The organism is Leptospira kemamanensis, from assembly GCF_004769665.1.
GTDB lineage: Bacteria > Spirochaetota > Leptospiria > Leptospirales > Leptospiraceae > Leptospira_A > Leptospira_A kemamanensis.
This window is the reverse complement of sequence record NZ_RQGG01000007.1, coordinates 166,697-187,802: the sequence shown is the minus strand read 5'-3', so window position 1 is coordinate 187,802 and position 21,106 is coordinate 166,697. Positions and strand designations below refer to the sequence as shown.

Below are 21,106 nucleotides of genomic sequence, written 5' to 3'. Positions count from 1 at the left end.
TCTGTAAAATGTTGCTTTTTTAGTCCTGTGCGCATTCGATTCATGGATCATGAGCTTTGTTTTTCCGACTGAAGATTCCATTCCCCCTGCTTACCGCATCTCACCCATCCACCAAACCAAATACCTTCTCGGTGGCGAAATTCTGGAATGGAAGGGAGAAACACAAACCGTAAAGTCCCCGATCTTTCTCGAACGAAATGGCAAATTGGAACAAGTAGTCCTTGGATCCTACCCTAGTTTTGATACATCGCAAAGCCTTAAGGCACTCGATGCCGCAGTCAAAGCCTACAACCATGGAACAGGTGTTTGGCCCACTTCCACACCAGAGGAAAGGATCTTGGCAGTGAACCATTTCCTAACTCTCATGAAAGAAAAACGAAACCAAATCATTTTACTTCTGATGTGGGAAATTGGAAAAACAGAAAAAGATGCCACAAAAGAATTTGATCGCACGATCGAATACTTAGAGGATACAGTAGAGGCACTCAGAGAACTGGAATCCAATTCTTCCAAATACATACAAGAAAGTGGACTGATTGCCCAAATCAAACGTTCCCCTTATGGTGTGGTTTTGTGTATGGGGCCATTTAACTATCCGTTAAACGAAACTTTTTGTACCTTAATCCCAGCGATCCTTATGGGAAATACAGTTGTTTTCAAACCAGCCAAATATGGCGTTTTGCTCTTAGAACCTCTTCTTGAATCTTTTCAAAAAGCATTCCCACCTGGCGTGATCAATACTGTGTACGGTGATGGGGCCAAAGTCATTTCACCCATTATGGAATCAGGTAAAATTGATGTGTTTGCGTTTATTGGTTCGAGCCAAACCGCAAATCTCATCACAAAAAAACACCCAAAGCTCAACCGCCTAAGATCTGTTTTGGGACTGAATGCCAAAAACCCAGCCATTGTCCTCCCTGATACAGACTTAAAAACCTTGGTTCCTGAAATTTTATCAGGATCTTTATCATACAATGGACAAAGGTGTACGGCACTCAAAATCCTTTTTGTACACAAAGATATCTTAGATGAGTTTACGAAATTGTATTTGGAAGAATTTTCCAAATGGAAAGCGGGAATGCCTTGGGAAAAAGATGTGAACTTCACTCCACTCCCTGAAGAAGGAAAAACCAAATGGCTCAAAGAACTTTTGGATGATGCATTAAAACATGGGGCAAAGATTTTAAACCAAGGTGGTGGGGAAATTTTAGAATCCTTTATGACACCTGCCATCCTTTCCCCCGTCTCACCTAACGCACGTCTGTATCACGAAGAACAATTTGGACCTCTTGTTCCCATCGTTCCTTATACATCAATCGAAGAACCAATGGAATACATCATCAATTCCAATATGGGCCAACAGGCCAGTGTGTTTGGAGAAGACCCAAAGACTGTTGGAAAACTGATCGATACCCTTGTGAACCAAGTGGCTCGTGTGAATTGGAATGCGCAGTGCCAACGGGGACCCGATGTGTTTCCTTTTTCGGGAAGAAAGGACTCGGCGGATGGGACACTATCTGTTTCCGATGCACTTCGTGTGTTTTCCCTACGCACCGTAGTCAGCTTAAAAGACACAGAAAAGGGACGTAATCTTCTGGGGGAAGTACTGAAGACCAAGAGTTCTCGTTACCTTTCCGAAGAATTTCACTTGTAAGTCCTCCTCTTTTCTCCGATCATTGAGAAAGGGGTTTCCCTAATTTGTTGAAAGGGATAAGGAGGCTATCCAAATGCGTTGGAATGGAGTTTTGGCCTTCTTATGTTCTCTCAGTTTTCTCACTTGTAATCCAGTGAACACAAAGGATGAGTTTCTTTTTACTCTGCTGAATAGTCAGTTTCCAACGACTTCTTTTAGCATTGGATCTTCCGCCAAAATCAATGTTACCGGGACAAGTGTGGTTTTGTACTATGGAACGTCAAAAACCTTTGGTTTTTCGCTCGTTCGTCAACCAACTGCGAATGTAGTTTTATCCTTCACCAATGCAAAGTTAAATGTGATTGGCAATTTGACATTTACATCTTCTGATTTTAATACAGTTCAATTGATTACATTAAATTCAAATACACAAGTTTTAGAGACTTCAAATCTACTTGTGACAGCTGCCAGTGCAGATCCTTTTTTTGATGGTGTGTCAGGTCAAATTCCAATTTACCATCGGAACGTCAGCGTATCTTATTCAGGGAACTCCTTTATTTTCAAAGAAGACAGTGCTGCACCAACCTTAACGGCAACACTAGGATTTCCGATCACTAACTGTTCGGTGGCTCCCGCACTCCCCAATGGACTTTCAATTAATTCTAGCACATGTGCAATCTCAGGAACTCCGACTGACCAACAAGCAGGCACAACATATATCATTACAGCAACTGATGGTACAAACACAGATACTGAAAATATAACAATTCGGATCGAACCTACTGTGTATAAAGTCTTCATTACTGCATCCACATTTGATGGGAATTTACAAGGTGCTGCAGCAAATGGACCAGCAGGAGCAGATGAAAAATGTGCGGCCGATGCCAATAAACCTTCTTCTGGAACTTACAAAGCGATGGTTACGGACGGAGCAAATAGAAGGGCCTGTAGCTCACCAAATTGTGGAGGAGGAGTTGGAGAGAATATAGATTGGATATTTCAATCTGGTCGTATTTACATTCGATCAAGTGATTCTGCATCACTGTTTACGCCGAATGCAGCAGGGATAATCAATGCTCCGGCTACGATATTAAATCATTCCTTTGACTCTGGAGTGACTAAGTATTACTGGACTGGATTTGCGCAAACAAATTATTGGGAAGAGGCTACGTTTCAAACCACAAACAGTTGCATCAATTGGACAACGAATGCAACTACACCTACTGCCAGTGAAGGGGGAAGGGTTGGAGCTTCGAACGTTACTGACTATACAGCTTTTCGATCTGGCAATGGTCGAAGTTGCAGTGACAGCTATCATTTAGTCTGCGTCGAACAGTAAACATATAATTCATATTTCCCTAATTCCAATTTCATTCTATCCTGACAGACTCTTTTTGATCTTTGATATCTCTTTAGAATTCAAAAGAACAGGCTCAACAACGGATTTTGTGTTGCATACAAATGATCGATGATCGATTCCCCATTTTAGCAACTGATTGATACTTTGGATCATCCCAAGGAATCTGATCCTTTCCAATGAAAAACGATTTCCCCATTTCGTTTTTGACTCGCTTTCCTAGAATCTTCCCTTACACTTTCTCACCGTGATCCAAATCCTAATCAATTCCCTTGCTGGGAAAACCGTATCCCTCACCCAAAAAACAACGGATTCCCTCTTAAAAGGAGTTCAATTTTTAGTCCATGGCAGTCTGACAAAAACGGGAGATGGTTTGGATCTTTTATCCAATGCCTTTTTTTATAAACCTGAATGGAGGGAAGCACTCCAAAAACTCGGGGTCCAAGTGCGAGATACTGGTCTTCGTTCCAATGAAGAATTACAAAAAACAATCGAACTCACAAACCAAGCGTTTGACAAAGCCCTATTCAAAGTAGAACTCACAGCCAAAAAAAGTGATGATATGGTGTTTGATAACCGTATGGTTTCCAGTATATTAGGAAGTTCTCATAACCAAAAATTCAAACTCACAAAAATTGATATGTGTTTTCGAACCTTTGGAAAAGACATCACCGCCAAAGAAACCCTCAGTGAATACCTAAACTCTGGAAAAACGAAATCGGTTTTATTTTTACCAGGTCTTTTTACCGATGAATCAGTTTGGCAAGAACAAACAGTCGAATACAAAAATCGACAAATCACTTCCCCTGGCCTTGCTACGGAACTTGCTACCTGTGGATATTTTTCTTTTTATCTCAGATACAACCATGGACTTCCCATCCATGAAAATGGGAAAAAACTCATGCACCTTTTGGATGTTTTTTTTGCCGAACACACTGAAATAAAACCAGATATCATCTGTTATAGTTTAGGTTGCCTTATCTTTCGATCCTGTATCTACCATGCAAAATTGGAAAACAAACCTTGGATCAATCAACTTGGAAAAGTGATCTTAGTCGCTGCACCAAACAAAGGTTCGTATTTAGAAAAAATTGGATTTTGGTTAGGGTTTTTATTCGAAAAAAGTCCCAATGTCGCTCTTAAAATCATTGGAATGATTGGAAACCTAAGAAGTGATGCCATCAAGGACTTATCGTTTGGTCTCATCCGTAAAGAAGAGAAAGGATGGAAGGAAACCATCTCTGGTTACTTTGCAGAAACCTATTTTGGTGAGTTAGATGATTTAGATGTTTACCAAGCCTATGCACTCATGGAAGGACCTGAAAATCCTTTACAAAACTTTTTAGGAGATGGGATTGTAGAGAAAAAAAGTCTCAGTTACCTAACGGACAAAGTGTTCGATAAAAAAACGAACCCCTCCCTTCGTACCTTAGAACTAAAAAAACAAAACCATTTTTCCATCATCAGCGCAAGACCACTCATCCATTGGGTAAAAGTTGTATTGGGAGTGGCTCCTAAGGAATGAATTAAGAAGAAGCAAATGTTTCCAAATGCACTTTCACTGATTCCGAGAGTGCTTGGAAATCATAACCACCTTCCAAAAACGACAACATCCTTCCCTTTGCATAAATATCAGCAATTTGTTTCACTTCTTTTGTGAGTGATTCGTATGAGGATGTGGTGAGATTCATTCCTGCAAGTGGGTCACGGATATGAGCATCAAACCCAGCGGATACCAAAACAAACTCAGGTTGAAAACGCTCCATTTCTTTATGAACAAACGTAAACTGATCTAAATATTGTTTCTCTTCAGCTCCTCTTGCCATTGGCAAATTGAGTGTATAACCAAGCCCCTTCCCTCGTCCCCTCTCACTTGCAGAACCAGTGCCAGGATAAAACGGAAATTGGTGAAAAGAAACAAAATAAACAGAATCATCCTCGTAAAACTGGTGCTCGGTGCCATTTCCATGATGGACATCCCAATCCAAAATCAAAACTCGTTTGATCCCTTGGGTTTGTAAGTATTTGGCTGTGATGGCAATATTATTAAACAAACAAAATCCCATGGCGTGATCCGATTCTGCGTGATGGCCTGGTGGGCGCACAAGTGCCATTCCATTTTTTAACTGACCATCCAAAATGTCTTGTGCCAGTGTCACACCTGCACCAACAGCAAGGCTTGCTGCTTGGTATGTTTTTGGTGAAAAAACTGTGTCTCCATCTAAATAGCCTGATCCTTTTTCTTCACAAACTCGCCCCACCAAACGAACGTAATTTGGATCATGGATGGTAGAGATCAGGGATAAAGGTGCTTCTTTAAAATTGGTTTTCCATTCAAACTTGTTCGATGGTAGGTCTGAAATCTCCTCCAAAATGGATTCTAAACGCACATGAGTTTCAGGATGACCAGAACCCGTTTTATGATCTAAAAAAGATGGGTGATATGAAATTCCCGTTTTCATTGGAACAACATAAACCGTTCGATATAAACAATCATCTCAACAATCTCAGCAATGATCCGATCAACTTGTTTTGTGATTTGGATTTTGTCTTCTGGTGATATAGTTTTGTCGAGTCCGGCATTTCCATACACGGCATAAAATGTTTTGATGTCATTGGAAAATTCTGTATTAAACCATTCTTTAAATGTTCGTTGTTTCATTTTATACTCCGGCCGAATCCCACCAGTGAGTTCCCAAATTCCCCCGTCTCCAAAACGCAGGCGTAACTCAAACAGTCCCCTATCTTTGCGAATGTACACTTCAGTATCCGCTTGGGAAAAATCCAGTTTTCGTAACATCACAAGGACGAGTAAGATATTTTCTAAAAATTCATTTAGGTCCTTTTTCTCTGATCCGCTGATTTTGGCATCGTCTCCTAAATGTTGCAGGTAAGACTCACCCATTGCTTTATACAGCCGAGAGACTTCCACCATTCGGTCTTTGAACTGAGTCTGTTCGGAAAGAACTTCCGGGAAACGACCGTAGGACTTAATCTGGAAGTCATTTGTGATTTCAATCATGCCCAAATTTTGAGATACCAATGGAATTTCGTCAATCGATTCGATTTGAATTTTCTGCACGAAAGGAAAAACTTGTCATAACGACTATGAAACCATTTTTTTCCTTTCTGCTTTTATTTGTATTTATTGCCTGCCAATCCATATCGCAAACCAAAGGGCAAAAAAATTCGGGTTCCGTGAACGAAGCTCCTGAATTCATCGAAGGCCTCTACATCAATACCAAAACCATTCGCGATAAAAAACGATGGACTCTTCTTTTCCAAGTGATGAAAGACGCAGGGATGAATACAGCTGTTGTGGATATGCAACCTCACCCACCAACTCCAGAACAAGTAGCCGAAGCAAAAGCTCTCGGGATTTATATGGTTGCTCGTGTGGTGAATTTTGAAGGTGGCCTCACTGAAAAAACACCTAACGCAAGTCTTGTGTCCTCTATTCAAAAATCCATTCGCAAAGCCTGCGAATTAGGATTTCCCGAAATCCAGTTGGATTACATTCGCTTCGCTGATGGTGGCACAAACTTCAGTATGAGTTACGAAAAAAGATATGAATCCATTTTAGGTATCATCAAAGACCATAAAGAAAAAACAAAAGACGTTTGCCCAAGCCAAACCCAATGGACAGCCGATATTTTTGGAAGAGTTCCCTTTATTGAAAACGATGTGATTGGTCAGAAAGTAGAACCCTTTAGTGAAGAACTCAATGGACTTTACCCCATGTTGTATCCATCTCATTTTTACGGTTTGACCAAACGAGTTGCTGATCCATATGGAACGATTAAAGACGGACTCGATCTGACTGTGAAACGAGCCAAACAAGGCACCAAAGCCATCGCCTGGGTGCAAGGGTTTAACATGATGGTTGGTCCAAGTAAGTTGAGTTATACGGACTATATCAAAGTACAAATGCAAGGAGCACGCGACTCCCAAGGACATGGTTTCATCGTATGGAACGCAGGGAACGAATACTTAGAAACCATGAATGCATATGAAAAATACAAAAAGGAACCAACACCTAACTCCCAAAAGTTGTCCCAAAATCAAAACTAATGGTATTAATATCTAAGGATTGAAGTTATTTATCAATCCTTAGATATCCTACACATCATTTCGCTGCAAAACGATATGATGATAAATACCTTTTATTTCCCAGCTTCCTCTATATTCTTTCTTCTCACATAGGCATCCGCCTCTTCTTCAGAACCTAACATTTGGATTCGAAGATCATTCAGCTTTTTTTCTTTCTCTGATTGTGAAAGGTTAACATTTTCTCTTAGAAATTCCTTCTCTTTCAATTCATATGCAGAAATGGATTCAGAAAGTTTGGCTTCTTTTTTTCGTTCACTTGCCAAAAGATCTGCTTTTTCTTTTCCAAAGTATTTTGTTTCAATTTTATAGAGGTATTTTTCTTTTTCTTTTGAATCACCGATGGATGTGTATTCCTTATCTCGTAAGGACATTTCCATTTGGTAATGATCAAATTTATCTTCTCTCGATACTAATGAATCATAATAGTTTCCATAGGTTTTTTTCTTAAACTCTTCAAACTGTTTTACCCGCTGTTCTGCAGGCACATTTGTTGTTTGTTTTAAAAAATTGTTTGTTCCTTCTAAAAAAGAAACTTGAGCCTCTTCCATTCCAAAAATCAATTCTGCTTTATCGGTAAGAATCTCTCTTCGTTTGGATTTGATTTTTTCATACAATTCCATAAAGGAAAGGTCTGTTGGTTGTTCCCATTTTCTGTATTCTTCTTCATAACGGAAATACGAGACAAATAGATCTTTTACCTTTTCTTTGTCTGGTGATTCGTATTCGGAATCAATATAAGCAAGGATTGTCGCATTACACTGTTCAGGTGTAAAATCTGGATTACATTTACGACGTAAAGCCCAAACTTCCCAAACAAAATTGACTTTGCCTGATTTCAGATCATCGAGTAATTCTAAATAAGGTTTGGTTCTGTCTTCTCGGAACGGAGAGATGGCTTCGTCCCAAAAACCGTCTCCGTTGCCTAAGGGAGAGATCCGATCTGCAACCATTTGTTCTTCGGGAGAAAGTGAATCTTTTTTATCTCCTTGTGATTCGTTTGGTTTTAAGAAATAGAGTAAACTTAAGAACAGTACAAAGAAAAGAATGATGATGAGAATAATTTTTTTAAAATCCATTTGTGTGAATGAGAGAACCTTGGGAAGTATTGAAATGATTTGAAGAGGTCAAACGAGAATCGATTGTAGAATGAAAAAGCCGATGTTTCCACCGGCTTTTCGTTGCGGATTCTAGATTACTTATAATCCAGCTTTTGCATTTTTTGCGATGTTCAAGTACCAACCTTGCACATCAAAAAAGTTTTGTCCGCTCCATGCCAAGTTAGTTGCTTGGAGGTGGTCAATCCCTGTTGCATACCAATATGCATTCGGAGTTCCTTTCCAAGCACCCCATTTTTGGGAATTGAGTGGAACTACTCCGTCATTTCCTCCACCTAAACCATAAAACAATCCACCAGCCCATGTGATTGGGTGAGTGAGTGCCATGATTGGGTGTTGGATGAGGTCTGCCCATGCCATTTGGCTACCGTAAGAATAGTATTTGATTCCAGATTTGTTAGGTGAGTTTGTATTAAATGTTTTTACATAACTGACAGTTAAAGACTTACCCATGGCAATGGCATCCTGCGGACGACCATCACGATACACTAGTTTTGCAAGTAAACCAAGTGCAGAGTTTGCAAAAGGTTGTAACCAACTAGGAATCACTGCAAGAACGATGTCAGCCATCGGTGCTCCTTTGTGGAGGGAGTTGATTGTGGTAACCGTTTGTGTTTTACCAGCAAATCCTAGGTTTGAAACCATATAACGAATCACAAGCCCACCTTGGCTGTGTCCCATCAAATGCACCTTGGAACAACCGTTTGCTGTCATCCAAGTGTTAACTGCAGATTGGATTTGGCTTGCACGAGTAGGAATGGAATTCGTCGCAGAACTTCCAGGTGTAGTTACTTTTGCACCTTGGCTACGTAGGTAACCATCAAGTCCTCCCCAATACTTAACGAGTCCACCAGCGAGTCCTTGTGTGTCGTCAAAACCAAGGATCCCGTGAACGAGAGCGATGCATTGGCCATCCAAAGGACCAGCAAACAGACCTGATGTGGGGAAGGAGAGAAGGGTCGCTAAAAACCCGATCACTATTTTCTTTTTCATATTTCACCTGAACTTTCTATGTTTTGGCTAAATTAACCCACTTAGGCGCCATAAGTCAACTTTTTATGACACAACTATGGCAAATATTTCGGAACAGTGTTCCAAATCCCTCAGTTGACCCCATACGTGCGTTCTTCCGCCGCTCGAAAGTAACCACTCGCTTCTTCGTTTTTGATGATTTCAGCCTCTTCCCCAAAAAGTTGTTTCCGCATCGCGTCGAGCTGTTTTTCATCCTCAGCTGTCATTCCCCCTTTCTTCGTAGAAAGTTGGTTTCGTTTCTCCGCATACTTCTGTTGGTTTTGCCAGGCTTTTTCCCTTTCCTCTTCTAGAGCATCCCACCGGTTTAAGGCCGCTTGGTCCATTCCCATGGTTTGGCGGATTTCACGAAGAGCGGACTTTCGTTCCCCGTAGGATAAAACCTTTAAGTCCTTTTGGACAGAAACCATAAACCCTTCTGTGAGTTGTTGGCGTTTGTTTTCCATAAGCCTTGGGTAGTCTTTGCCAAATTGTTCCTTTAGGGTCTGAGAATAATTGCTTAACTTGGCATCCAAATTTCCAGCAGGGCTTTCCTGGATTCGTTTGAGTGTGTCTCCAATGACAGTCATTTTCTTTTCCATGGCCCAAATCTGATCTGCCTTTTCACCGAAAAGGCGATACCGTTCTTTCCACATCATCTCACGGCGGGCTTCGTCAGACATGAGTCCCACCTTACTCATGTTTGCTTCCCTAAAACGATTGTAATTATAAAGACTTTCGGACATACGCATGAGCTCCAAAGCTTTATTTGGAAACGCGTATCCTAAAATCTGATTCAAAACTTTGACCCAATCGTTAGGATACAATTTGGGAAGGTCTTTCATCAGTTCTTCGATCAAGGCAATTTGAGCGGCAGGGTTATCAATATTTTTCCCATACTTTTCTTGTAAGATCCTTGCGATCTCTTCGATGGAATACTCCATGAGTTTATGATCTGCGTAGTCTTCTGGTAAGTTTGGTAATTCTTTTGACTCGGCAATTTTACCTTCAGCGAGAATTGCTTCGAAGTCTTTTTGGTTTTTGTCTTTGCCAGGCCTTAAGATTAAGATCGTTACAAATAGAATGATTAGGCTTGAGAGTACGCTATATAAGATTTTTTTATTTTGAAACATAATGATTGAATAGGAATGATAAAATGATTTGTCGGATAAGTGTTAAAAAAATTGAAATTGGCAGTAAGTTGTTTTCCTTACTGCCAAAGAGGTTGTTAACCGCCTTTTGTGACGATAAACTCTAAAATCGAAGCATAAAATTCTTCTTCATCAAATGTATCTGGTGGAACCCCTACCACATCTAAATGGTCTTGGCTTACAACAGATGACTTAGATGTCATTTGTGCAGACGTTGGTGCATTTAAGTTACTTACATAACCTAAGTTGGAATTGACAGTGATGGTATCAAAACAGATAGCACATTCATTGTATTGCAAACGATATCCCATTTGTTGTGAGTTGATCCCAACAAGTCCGTCATCATCGTTGTTACCACGAGTGCCATCCCCTTTACCGGCAGCACCATCGTTATCACAATCGTCTAAACAATAACCGTCTCCATCGATGTTGTAAAATCCTTCTTTGAGAAGGTATAACGCTGGATTGGTATTGATGCTATCTTGTGCTGTGATAATGGAACCCCAATACGCTGCGTTATTTGTATTCACATTATAATTTGTGTTAAATGCTTTCATACCGGTGGTGATCCCATCAGTAGATGAATAATCATTATAGACTAATTGTTTTGCCGCTGCGATTCCATCGTTTCCTGAACCATAAATTGCGTTTCCAAAAAGTTTCGCCAGTGCGTTCACAACAGAAGTCACACCAGGACCTAAATCTAGGATGTACTTTGCAGTAGGAGAACCTCTATGAGGGCTTGATACTGAAATTAAGACATGGACAACTTGTCTTCCGTAACGAGCCCGTAACACAGCTGCTGCTTTTCTTGCATCAATTCCCCCTTGGGAGTGACCAATGATATTCACTTTGGTGGCACCAGTGGAAGTCATATAGTTTTGAATGCGATCAGCAAGTTGAGTTCCTCTTACTTCTGAAGATTGGAAGGGAGTGACACTTGCCGCTAACGCTTTTTGATTGGAGCTTATGCTACCGTTACACGCTGTTTCCAAAAACTCGTCACAAGGATCTCCAACGAAGGTACCGTAGTCGTTACCAAAGTAGTAGTATCCGAGTAAGTTGTCGAATCCAGACAATCCATGTGCGAACACAACTGGATAGACTGTTTTTCTTGCGCCTGCATGGACCCCTGTTGTGAACAATAGGAGTGCGAGAAGGCAAACAAGATGTTTCTTTTTAGAGTTCATAAATCACCTCTGAACAATCTACAGAGATCATACAATCTGAGGAAATAGTCAAGTTAATTGTGTTAATTTTGGGTCATTTTATTATTTCGTGACATACTTAGTACTTATTCTATTGATTTTGCCAAATTTAAAACATAACTTCGGGAATTGCCTAGAGCGAAGGACCCTCTGCAATTGAATCTCCCAACCTGTGTCGTGTATTAATGGGTGTGTGATAGGATCTCCCCACTTCCATCATCTACTGGAAATGACAAACAACTTGTTTGGATTTCTCTCCGGAAGGTGGAATGGCTAAGGTATGGGTGGATTCTACTTTAGTCTCAACTGCAAATGTCTCGGGAGGTTGTGGTGTTTTGGAACAAGCACATTTTGGTTTGTATGCCTCTCCCACTCTCAGTTCAGGTTCGATCTATAATGACGATTTACGGATCCAAGAAGTAAGTGTATGCCCGTAACAATAAAATCTTCGGATTAGAAACAAAACTTTGGTTAATCCTTTGCCAAGAGTTCGGTTTTGGTTTACAAACCTAACTCTTGTAAGTGTTTGATAGGCCTGAGAGTGATGGAAGGGAACATACCTTCCACTTCTTTCCAATTGCCATGAGGTATGAACACTTGGCTGATTCCAATCCCTACTAGTTCTTTGATGCGTAAACTGATTTGGCCCACACTTCGCACTTCACCAGAGAGACCCACTTCTCCCAAATACCCTGTTTCTCTTGCAATGGGTTTGTCCCGAAAGGAAGAGACAATGGAAGCAGTGATGGCAAGGTCAAGACTTGGTTCATCGATACTGAGTCCTCCTGCCAAATTGCTAAAGATATCTGACTCCGAAAGGGGAAGCACCAAATACTTTTCGATGACAGCAGATAATAAAATCACGCGACGATTATCGAGACCTTCTGCCATTCGTCGTGCTTGGCCAAACGAAGATTTTGTGACTAACGCCTGTACTTCGACACTGATGGCACGAGAGCCTTCCATCACCGATGATAACACACTCCCAGATCGTTCTTCTGTTTCTTGCGAAATAAACAAACGGTGGCGATCAAGGACCTGTTTCAAACCTCCAAGCACCATCTCAAAAATCGCAGTATCTCCCACGGCACCAAATCGGTTTTTCACGGCACGTAAAATGCGGTAATAGTTAAACCTGTCTCCTTCAAAGTACAATACAGTATCCACCAAATGCTCTAAAACTTTAGGACCTGCAATTTGGCCTTCTTTTGTGATATGGCCAATAAGAAAAATAGGAACTGACGTGCGTTTGGCGGTCTCTAAAAATACTTGGGATGACTCGCGAAGTTGTGTGATGGTGCCCGCTTGGTTCACAAGGCTTTCTTTTAAAATGGTTTGGATGGAATCTATGAAAACAACTTTCGGTTTTAAGTCCGTGATCATTTGAGAGATGTTTTCAGCAAACACTTCGGAGGACAAAAGGATATTCTCCGAGGACACTCCCATTCGTTTGGCACGTATCCCAATTTGAGAGGCGGACTCTTCTCCTGAAATGTACAATACTTTCCCTTGGTCTGCAATGTTTTTGGCAATTTCCAAAACCAAGGTGGACTTTCCCACTCCAGGCTCACCACCAACTAACACCAAACTTCCAGGTACAATCCCTCCACCGAGCACCAAATCCAATTCGCTAAATCCAGTATGGATACGGGTATGGGAATCACTCACCACAGAACCTATGGATTTTGGTTCGGTGTACTTTCTATCTTTGGGTGGGAAACCTTTCGGAGAATCAAATCTTCCTTGGGATGTGGAATTTACTTCTTCAATTTGGTTCCACTCTCCACAGGATGGGCATTTGCCTGCCCACCGACTAAAGGTATCACCACAAGCCTTACATTGGTATTGAGGAAGTTGTTTTTTCGCCATCAATGTTCAAAGAGATTATAAACTTCGAGTAAATCAAGTTCCACTTGTGTTTCTAAAAACCCAAAACATTTTTCCGCAAGAGCAAATCTGTTTTCGCGGATCATCATCTCGGTTAAAATCGATTCTAAAGAAATCAAAAATCGGACATCGGTGGAAGCATAATCAACTTGGTCTTTCGTTAAGATCTTTTTCCCCCAATCGGAGCTTTGATTTTTTTTGTCGATGTTTTCTTCAAAAAACTCTCGAATTAGCTCTTTTAACCCGTGTTTATCGGTATATGTGCGAGCGAGTTTACTTGCTATTTTTGTACAGAATACACTTTGCACTTTGATACCAAGTCTTGCTCGTAAAAAAGTCATGTCCATACGAGCAAAATGAAAGATTTTTGTGATGTCTTTTGATTCAAATAATTTTTGGATGTGAGGGGCCTCTTTTTGGCCAGGCAAAATTTGCACTAAAGCAACTTTATTTTTCGAATCGGAAATTTGTACAACACAAAGCCTATCCCTTCTGGGATTGAGCCCCATCATTTCGCAATCCACTGCTAACCGGTCGTCTTTTTTAAATGCTTCAAAAAAATCTTCGTTAAGATCTCCTTGTAAAACGACTGGTTTTATAGTTGAACGTTTTTGGGTCATAATGGCTTACTATGGAAACCACCCTAACAAAATCATCAAATAGATTTTTCCAAGATGAAAATTCAATATAGAGTTCATAATTCCGTCACCATTTCCAATTTCCTGCCTGTCAAAGCAGGTGTTTTCCAATCCGAATGTAAAAAATTCGAACTTTTGCTCAGCACCACAAAAGATTCCAAATTGGGCACAGTTCTCAGCCCCAAATTGATTTGGCGCGAAAGCACGAGACCCGAGGTCGGTTTTTCCGTTGATCATCTCGAGTTAGAACTTTCTGACTTACCCGAGGGAAATGGATTTGGCCTCTTCCAACATGGTTACCAGTCCTGGTCCATCTCGAGAAAGATGGAGAGTTCTGACACCGACAGGTCTCCCTTGTTAAAGTTTTTGCATTACTCGCAAGAAAACGTTTATTCCAAAAACGAAGCCAAAGTGGGAAAATTCATTTCAGAATATCTTACACTTCTTTATAACAAAGAAAACCAAAATGGTGTATTATATGCACCTCTCGAAGCTGGTGAATTTGGAACCAAGTTTGAAGTGATCTTTAGTGCAGAGGGAAACGTAACATCCGTTAAAGTAATTTACGATATCCATTGCCTGCCTGATTTGCGTCCGAATGCAAAACTCAATATTTCAAAAATCAAGGTATTGTTTTTTAATGGAAGTCCCGAAACCAAATTACTCAAATACTTTGAGGAACTCGGGAAAAAAGAAGGCCCAACCAATTTACCCAAAAAAGTGCCAACAGGTTGGTGTTCTTGGTATTATTATTATACTGGCATTGATCAAAAAACCATTTTAGACAATCTAACAAAAGTTAGAGAGCTTAATCTTCCTTTTGAATTTTTCCAAATCGATGATGGTTACCAAAGAGAAATTGGTGATTGGCTTTATCCCAATGACAAATTTCCAGGGGGCATGCGAATCCTTGCTGATGAAATCAAACGAGTTGGATTAAAACCTGGAATCTGGCTTGCACCATTCCTTGTTCGGAAAAAATCGGAATTCTTTCGTAAGTATCCAGAAGCAATTCTCAAAGATCAAAATGGCAAACCAGTGCCTGCTTTGTACAATCCACTTTGGGGTCGTGGATATACTTACGCATTGGACATCACTCACCCAACTGCACTCGCTTACATTGAAAAAGTTTTTACCACAATCGTAAAAGAATGGGGTTACCCTTATCTAAAATTAGACTTTTTGTATGCAGGTCTTTTGCCAGGTGATGTCTATAACAAAAGTTTATCACCACAAGCAAGATACCAAAATGCTTTGGATCTAATCCGAAAGGTAGTCGGAAAAAACACATTCCTTTTGGGATGTGGAGCTCCTATGTTACCATCCATAGGTTATTTTGATGGAATGCGAATTTCTTGTGACGTGGCTCCGTTTTGGTATCCGCAAACGTTGCGTGTGTTTCTAAAAGACAGAAATGCACTTTGTACAGAAAAAGCACTGATCAACGATATCACAAGATCCTCGATGCACCGTCATTTGTGGTTAAATGATCCAGATTGTTTACTTGTTCGCAAAAAAAAGAACAAAATGAACGAAGCACAAACCAAACTGATGGCTTCCGTCATGGGAGTGTCAGGTGGTATGTTGCTTGTTTCTGATGATTTAACAAAATTAGAAATGGATCGATTGGATTTATTAAAAAAGGCCTTCCAACTCAACAGAGAATGCCAAGCCTATACACCAATCCCTCTTGGCATTTTTGAAAATGAATTCCCAACTGCTTTATATAACCCAGGTGGTTATTTAGGAATTTGGAATCCAACAGAAGTAGAGAAAGTGGTTCGGATCACATTACCTCCAGGTGTGAAAACCAAAGCACCGTTTCTCGATTATTGGACGGGAACACGAGTGGATTTACAGCCGGTTGAAGGTGGTTTTGAAGTCACACTCCCTGCCTTTGGATCCGTTGTTGTTTCTGTTTAGGAAAGAAAATTCATTGACGAGGAAGGAAAAAAACTTAGAATTCTTTGCAATTCGACGTAAGAGGTTTTTTATGCGTTCCATTAAAGTTTTTACATTGATTTCTGCATTGGCACTATTCATTGCAGTTAACAATTGTTCCTTCCTAGATTCTGCTTCCGGAAGTATTAGCCGTTTGACAATGTCTGTCTCTGATTCCACTTCTGCACTTGTAAAATCAATTTCTAATAGTATCTCCTCCATTTCTGAAGAAAGCAAAGAAAAAGTGATGAACGAATACCAAGAAGATATTATCGCAAGTGTTGCTCTTCAAATTCGTTACGAAAACCAAAAACAAGAATTGGAAAACCAACTTTCCCTCATCGCTAAAAAACATGGACTTGTGGCTTGGAGATCTAAATCAGCAACTTACATTGCGATTGGACAAGGCTTAAAACAAGCAAACCTAACTCCTTCTGAAATGAAACAAGTTGCAGAAGATGTTTCTAAACAAAACCTAACTGTTGCTAAATTGATCTTAGAAGGATACCACCTATAATTCAGTTTGCCTTGGGGCGGATCCGTTCCGCCCTATTCCTCATTTTCTTTTTTTCTACCTGCTTCTCGCTCTTTGCCTCTCCCAAACAACAGGAATATAGACGTTATGGATTTTTATACATCGATTCTAACTCTGGTCAATCCAGTGGTGGTCACTCTGCATTACTGCTCGGGGATCGTGTTTATCATCTGCAATATTCTTTTGAGGACCAAATCTTTCATATCGTACGAGAGAATTGGTATGATTTCCGTTTTCAATACGGTGTGATTGAAAATCGGAATATCGAATTTTATGAATGGAAACTTTCTGATCGTGCAAAACGAATTTTGCGACAAAAATGGAATGAATTGTACTTGGTGCAAGAAACTCATATCCAAAACCAAAAACGTTTGGAAGAAGAATGGGAATGGAAAGAATCCGTTCCAACAAAAGAACCACTTCGACTGGGAATACCAGGTTTTGGATATTTTACGAAGATAGAAGATTTGAATTCCACCTATACGGAATTATTTGCCTTCACCAATGATGAGTACCAAAAAATCAATGCTTCGATAGAGACTCTGAAGTCCCAAGAAAAAGATTTAAATTCCTTTCCTGTAAAAACAAATCAACCCCTGCCAGAAACCAAATCTGCGTTCCAATTGGTAGCAAGCATCCAAACGGAAACAAGTCTCTATATACAAAAGGAAAGGAAATCCTTTGTTCGTAAGTTTTTATTAAAACCAGTCTTATTATATGAACAAGCTTTTGTTCGTTTAGATCCAAATGAATTTGGATTTTCGGAAGAAGAATTGGTGATCCTTCAAACCTATCTCAAAGAACTAAAAAATGAGTTAAAAACCTGTTTATTTGTAGAAGATTGTCAAGATTGGGAAGAGATGACCTTACTCCTCAGGATCATTTATCTGCAAAAATCAATCGAAGAAAAATCCATTGTATTTCCTAGAAAAAATTTTGAAGGTTTTTCTTATATCGACTATGTCAATTTACCAGAATCCGTGTTTGCCACCAAACTGAAAGAATACAGCATCCTTCTTCGAGAAAAACGAAAAGAATTTTTATTATCTTACCATCCCATCCATTTTTATAATTGGGAATCCTTCCTTAGCAGGTATCTCAGTTTTATTGAAGGGAAATCCTATTCCGAAGGAATTGAATTCAATTGGGTCGGACAAAATCCTTATGGAGAAACCCAATCCTTAACCATACAAAAAAGGGAAGAGGATTCCTTACTTTCTGCCAAACAGAATTGGGAAGTTTATACAAAAAACGTACAAGGTTTGTATTCCTATCATTTGGTCTTTCAAAATTGTACAAATGAACTCTTCCAATATATGAATTTGATGTTCCCAGATGGAAAAATTGAAAACCAACAATTTTGGGATCCACTACACAGTTCTTGGATTCATTTCAATTTTGTTCCTTCCATTGCTGCCGTGAAATTAGCAAATAGCCGTTATACGGGACAAGTCAAAGTTTTTCCTTCCTACCGAAATTTAAAACGAAACAAAATCAAAAGTTGGAGTGAAAAAAATCTAAAGGAACGTTTTGTTCCCACAGCAACAATTTACAAACCCAATCCTTTAGATCATTCCTTTTTATTTTTTACCGAAGAGTCGATTTGGAATCGGCCGATTCTAGGTTTAGCCAATGTGGTGTGGGGAATTGGTTATACGGGTATGGGAATTGTGAAATCACCAATGGATCGAGGAAAATCCTTTACCAAAGGAACAGAAACGATCTTTTATAGCTTACCGGAACTTTTTTTCTTTAACATTCGGAAAGGTCATTTTCCATTGATAGCAGCTGAAGAAATTCCAGAAGAGTATTACGAAACAGAAACCGAATGAAATCTTTTTATTTTTTTATCCCTTATCTCTTTGTTTTAGGTGCGCAGTGGTTTCCATCGAAACTCTGGTTTTTCCCTGGAGAATCTTCCACATATATCACATTATCGATTGTGATGATTCTCATCCAAACACTCTGCCTATTTGGAAAGCGATTGGGTTTCTTCAATATCAATCACAATACATTAGAACGATATCTTCTACCGAATTGGATCATCGCTAGTTTCTATTTTTTATTTATGTTAATTTTTCCACTGCGAAACCGTAGTTGGGGAGATGGATTATTACTTCTTGAAACAAATTTATTAGAAACTAAACTTTTTGGTTTTCAATTCACCTTGGACGAAATTTTGGAAAGCATTCTCCACAGTGGACTTTCACAACTGCTCAATACATATCACATTACAAATGATCCCATCGTGTCGTATTCGATTCTTTCCTATGGGGTTGGTATTTTCTTTTTGTTTGGATTTCTACATTTAAGTAAAAACAAACCAAAGGATCTTTCCATTTTGTTTTTACTCTCTTCTGGTGGGATTTTACTTAGTTTTGGATACTCAGAGCATTATACCTTAGTCACTGCAGTACATTTCGGTTTGTATCTCTTTCTCAATCGATACACAAAAGCCCCTAAAGACAACGACATTCTATTGTATGGGAGCACAATCCTTGTCGCCTTAGCCATGTTATTCCATTTGGTTTCAGGTTACTTGGCGATTTTGTTGTTTTATTTATGGTATGTGCACTCACCCAAAGAAAAAAAAATCAAACATTTGTTGTATAATACACTGCTTGGTTCCTTGATTTTGATTCCATGGTTTATCTACTTTAGTATCATTCATGATCCAACAGTAGACAAAAATAGCACTCATCTCATCCATCCTCCCTTTTATCCGATGAAACGATGGATTTCTCTCAACCATTTCAAAGAAATAACCTCTGTCCTCTATTGGAATGCCTTTCTTTCTAGTTTTTATTTATTCTACCAATGGCAATTTCATAAAGACAAATGGAAACAATTCATTCAGAGACCTAATCACAAAGCATTGTTAGTTGTGGTTTTTTGTTTTTTCTTACACGGATTTTTGCATAACCCCCAATTGGGTTTTCCAGCTGATTGGGATTTGATGGGATTTTATTGGTTACCCATTACAGTCCTTGCCTTTTTGTATTGGAATCAGGAAAAAAATATCGATTGGGAATGGATTCCTGTATTTGTTTTTAGTGTTCTCATTGTGATGGTCTCTGCGATCAAACTAAACGAATCAAATCCAAAAGATGAACTGGTTTGGGAAATCACAAAAAAAGCCATTCAAACATATACGGAAGAAAATCAAAGTTTTATCCAAAGTCTTCCCAAGGAAGAGAAAAAGTTTTTTGCCAAAGGAGACTTTTTATTTTTCAAAGGAGAATACATTACAAAACAATTATGTGATTTCCCTGAAAAGAAAATCCTCATCGATAAAATGATCTTACACCGCAAAGATTGGAAAGATGGTTTTTTAAAAGGCAAGTTTCAATCCAAAGCAGATTTAAATGCCTTTTTAACAGAAGCAACAAAAACAAATGTATTGTATCTTAAATCTCTAGAAGCAAATATGATATGTCATCCGATGCTTTAGAAGAAGTATCCAAATATTGGATGTAATTGGATATTTCTGTTTTCATCGCATCAAAACGAGTTTCTCCTTTGGGTAATTGCACCAAGGTCTGCACTAAGGGATGAGTGCTTGAGGCAAGAAGTCCATCAGAATATAAAAACAATATATCACCCGACTCAACAGGGATTTCTTTTTCAGCAAAATCCATTTCTTTCAGAATACCGAGGATTTGACCTGATTGGTCTTGTAAGATCAGAGGAGCACGACTTTCTTTTTGAAACACAATCGGGAAAGGATGACCACCACGCGCATAAGTGATTTTTTTCTCTAAATGATTTACAACGATACTAATCGCTGTCATACTATGAGTTCCAATTTCATTACACAATTCACGATTCAATCTAGATAATAATTCAGATGGTCGAACAGTGGTTGTGCGAGCAAGTTCTTTGTGAATTGTAGTCATGAGTATGGCAATTAGACCAGAGGTAACACCATGACCTTCGATATCTCCCATCAGAATTAAGGTTCTATTTTCATCCAAAGGCAAAACTTGGAAAAAATCTCCTGAAACAAAACTCACAGGTCTTATCTCTGAATGAATTTTTCGTTTTAAAATCGGCAAATTCATTGTTTTTGACTGAATTTTTGCCGCAAGTCTTAGATCTCGTTTGATCGATTCATCCATCGACTCTTTATCTTTCAGAAAATTATAATACTCAAATGCTCTCGAAATGGCAGCTTCAATTGATTTTGTATGAAATGGTTTTAAAATAAAATCAGATGCTCTATGATATAAAGAAGATACAACGGTTTGAATATCATGTTCCCCGGTCATCATGAGAACTTGGGTTTTGGAATCGATTGCTTTGATTTTTGGTAATATCTCCAAACCGGATGTTTGGGGCATGTTGACATCTAAAAAGACAATGGGATTTTTTTCTCTTTCAAAGTATTCCAAACCTTGCAAAGGATTTGTGAAATACCGCACAAAGTATCCGAGTCCATTCACAATTAATTCTAAAGTTTCACAGATTTCTGTGTCATCATCTATGATCAGAATTTCAGGTTTAAAAGAATACTCGGACATCTA

18 protein-coding genes are annotated in these 21,106 nt (G+C 39.3%); 9 read left to right on the top strand and 9 right to left on the bottom strand.

Translation table 11 applies throughout. The features are described from left to right. The first annotated feature begins 49 nt into the window (after positions 1-49). From EHQ59_RS02090 to EHQ59_RS02080, 3 genes are all read left to right on the top strand, one after another. The gene (locus EHQ59_RS02090) at positions 50-1,654 is read left to right on the top strand and encodes an NADP-dependent glyceraldehyde-3-phosphate dehydrogenase (RefSeq protein ID WP_135617485.1); all 1,605 of its coding nucleotides are present in this window, start codon (positions 50-52) and stop codon (positions 1,652-1,654) included. A gap of 73 nt (positions 1,655-1,727) precedes the next feature. After that, positions 1,728-2,972, top strand: a complete 1,245-nt coding sequence (locus tag EHQ59_RS02085) for a DUF1554 domain-containing protein (RefSeq protein WP_135617484.1) — start codon at positions 1,728-1,730, stop codon at positions 2,970-2,972. A gap of 265 nt (positions 2,973-3,237) precedes the next feature. Then, complete coding sequence (locus EHQ59_RS02080; protein WP_135617483.1) at positions 3,238-4,515, top strand: esterase/lipase family protein; 1,278 nt, start codon at positions 3,238-3,240, stop codon at positions 4,513-4,515. Between the two features lies 1 nt (position 4,516). Here EHQ59_RS02080 and EHQ59_RS02075 read toward each other — a convergent pair whose 3' ends face one another. Further along, positions 4,517-5,452 carry a histone deacetylase family protein gene (locus EHQ59_RS02075; RefSeq protein ID WP_135617482.1) on the bottom strand — a complete coding sequence of 312 codons (936 nt, stop codon included), beginning with the start codon at positions 5,450-5,452 and terminating at the stop codon, positions 4,517-4,519. Then, the gene (locus EHQ59_RS02070) at positions 5,449-6,012 is read right to left on the bottom strand and encodes a hypothetical protein (RefSeq protein ID WP_135617596.1); all 564 of its coding nucleotides are present in this window, start codon (positions 6,010-6,012) and stop codon (positions 5,449-5,451) included. The genes EHQ59_RS02075 and EHQ59_RS02070 overlap by 4 nt, the downstream gene beginning before the upstream one ends. Positions 6,013-6,098: 86 nt before the next feature. On the opposite strand from EHQ59_RS02070, the gene EHQ59_RS02065 reads away from it, so the two are divergent. Then, complete coding sequence (locus EHQ59_RS02065) at positions 6,099-7,061, top strand: putative glycoside hydrolase (RefSeq protein WP_135617481.1); 963 nt, start codon at positions 6,099-6,101, stop codon at positions 7,059-7,061. 92 nt (positions 7,062-7,153) lie between these two features. Here the strand turns inward: EHQ59_RS02065 and EHQ59_RS02060 are convergent, their stop codons facing one another. From EHQ59_RS02060 to EHQ59_RS02045, 4 genes are all read right to left on the bottom strand, one after another. Beyond that, positions 7,154-8,176 carry a lipase secretion chaperone gene (locus tag EHQ59_RS02060; RefSeq protein WP_135617480.1) on the bottom strand — a complete coding sequence of 341 codons (1,023 nt, stop codon included), beginning with the start codon at positions 8,174-8,176 and terminating at the stop codon, positions 7,154-7,156. Between the two features lie 120 nt (positions 8,177-8,296). Beyond that, complete coding sequence (locus EHQ59_RS02055) at positions 8,297-9,208, bottom strand: esterase/lipase family protein (protein WP_135617479.1); 912 nt, start codon at positions 9,206-9,208, stop codon at positions 8,297-8,299. Between the two features lie 110 nt (positions 9,209-9,318). Continuing rightward, a complete protein-coding gene (locus tag EHQ59_RS02050) occupies positions 9,319-10,356 on the bottom strand; it encodes a hypothetical protein (RefSeq protein ID WP_135617478.1) in 1,038 nt (345 codons plus the stop codon). 95 nt (positions 10,357-10,451) lie between these two features. Next, complete coding sequence (locus EHQ59_RS02045; RefSeq protein WP_135617477.1) at positions 10,452-11,564, bottom strand: lipase family alpha/beta hydrolase; 1,113 nt, start codon at positions 11,562-11,564, stop codon at positions 10,452-10,454. Positions 11,565-11,851: 287 nt separating this feature from the next. Here EHQ59_RS02045 and EHQ59_RS02040 point away from each other — a divergent pair, with 287 nt between their 5' ends. After that, positions 11,852-12,019 (top strand): hypothetical protein, encoded by a 168-nt coding sequence (locus tag EHQ59_RS02040; RefSeq protein ID WP_244245333.1) that lies wholly within the window; start codon positions 11,852-11,854, stop codon positions 12,017-12,019. Between the two features lie 64 nt (positions 12,020-12,083). Here the strand turns inward: EHQ59_RS02040 and radA are convergent, their stop codons facing one another. Then, positions 12,084-13,451, bottom strand: coding sequence for a DNA repair protein RadA (gene radA, locus EHQ59_RS02035; protein ID WP_135617476.1), 1,368 nt, complete (start codon positions 13,449-13,451; stop codon positions 12,084-12,086). Beyond that, positions 13,451-14,089, bottom strand: a complete 639-nt coding sequence (locus EHQ59_RS02030) for a ribonuclease D (protein WP_135617475.1) — start codon at positions 14,087-14,089, stop codon at positions 13,451-13,453. The genes radA and EHQ59_RS02030 overlap by 1 nt, the downstream gene beginning before the upstream one ends. A gap of 54 nt (positions 14,090-14,143) precedes the next feature. On the opposite strand from EHQ59_RS02030, the gene EHQ59_RS02025 reads away from it, so the two are divergent. The 4 genes from EHQ59_RS02025 (at position 14,144) to EHQ59_RS02010 (ending at position 20,034) form a co-directional block, all read left to right on the top strand. After that, on the top strand, positions 14,144-16,030 hold the full coding sequence (locus EHQ59_RS02025) for a glycoside hydrolase family 36 protein (protein WP_135617474.1): 1,887 nt from the start codon (positions 14,144-14,146) through the stop codon (positions 16,028-16,030). Between the two features lie 70 nt (positions 16,031-16,100). After that, a complete protein-coding gene (locus EHQ59_RS02020) occupies positions 16,101-16,565 on the top strand; it encodes a putative lipoprotein (protein WP_135617473.1) in 465 nt (154 codons plus the stop codon). An 11-nt stretch (positions 16,566-16,576) separates the two neighbouring features. Further along, on the top strand, positions 16,577-18,415 hold the full coding sequence (locus EHQ59_RS02015) for a hypothetical protein (RefSeq protein ID WP_244245332.1): 1,839 nt from the start codon (positions 16,577-16,579) through the stop codon (positions 18,413-18,415). Beyond that, positions 18,412-20,034: a dolichyl-phosphate-mannose--protein mannosyltransferase gene (locus tag EHQ59_RS02010; RefSeq protein ID WP_135617472.1), complete on the top strand. Its 1,623-nt coding sequence runs from the start codon at positions 18,412-18,414 to the stop codon at positions 20,032-20,034. The genes EHQ59_RS02015 and EHQ59_RS02010 overlap by 4 nt, the downstream gene beginning before the upstream one ends. On the opposite strand, the gene EHQ59_RS02005 is transcribed toward EHQ59_RS02010, so the two are convergent. Continuing rightward, on the bottom strand, positions 19,991-21,103 hold the full coding sequence (locus tag EHQ59_RS02005; RefSeq protein WP_135617471.1) for a SpoIIE family protein phosphatase: 1,113 nt from the start codon (positions 21,101-21,103) through the stop codon (positions 19,991-19,993). The genes EHQ59_RS02010 and EHQ59_RS02005 overlap by 44 nt on opposite strands. Positions 21,104-21,106: the final 3 nt, after the last annotated feature.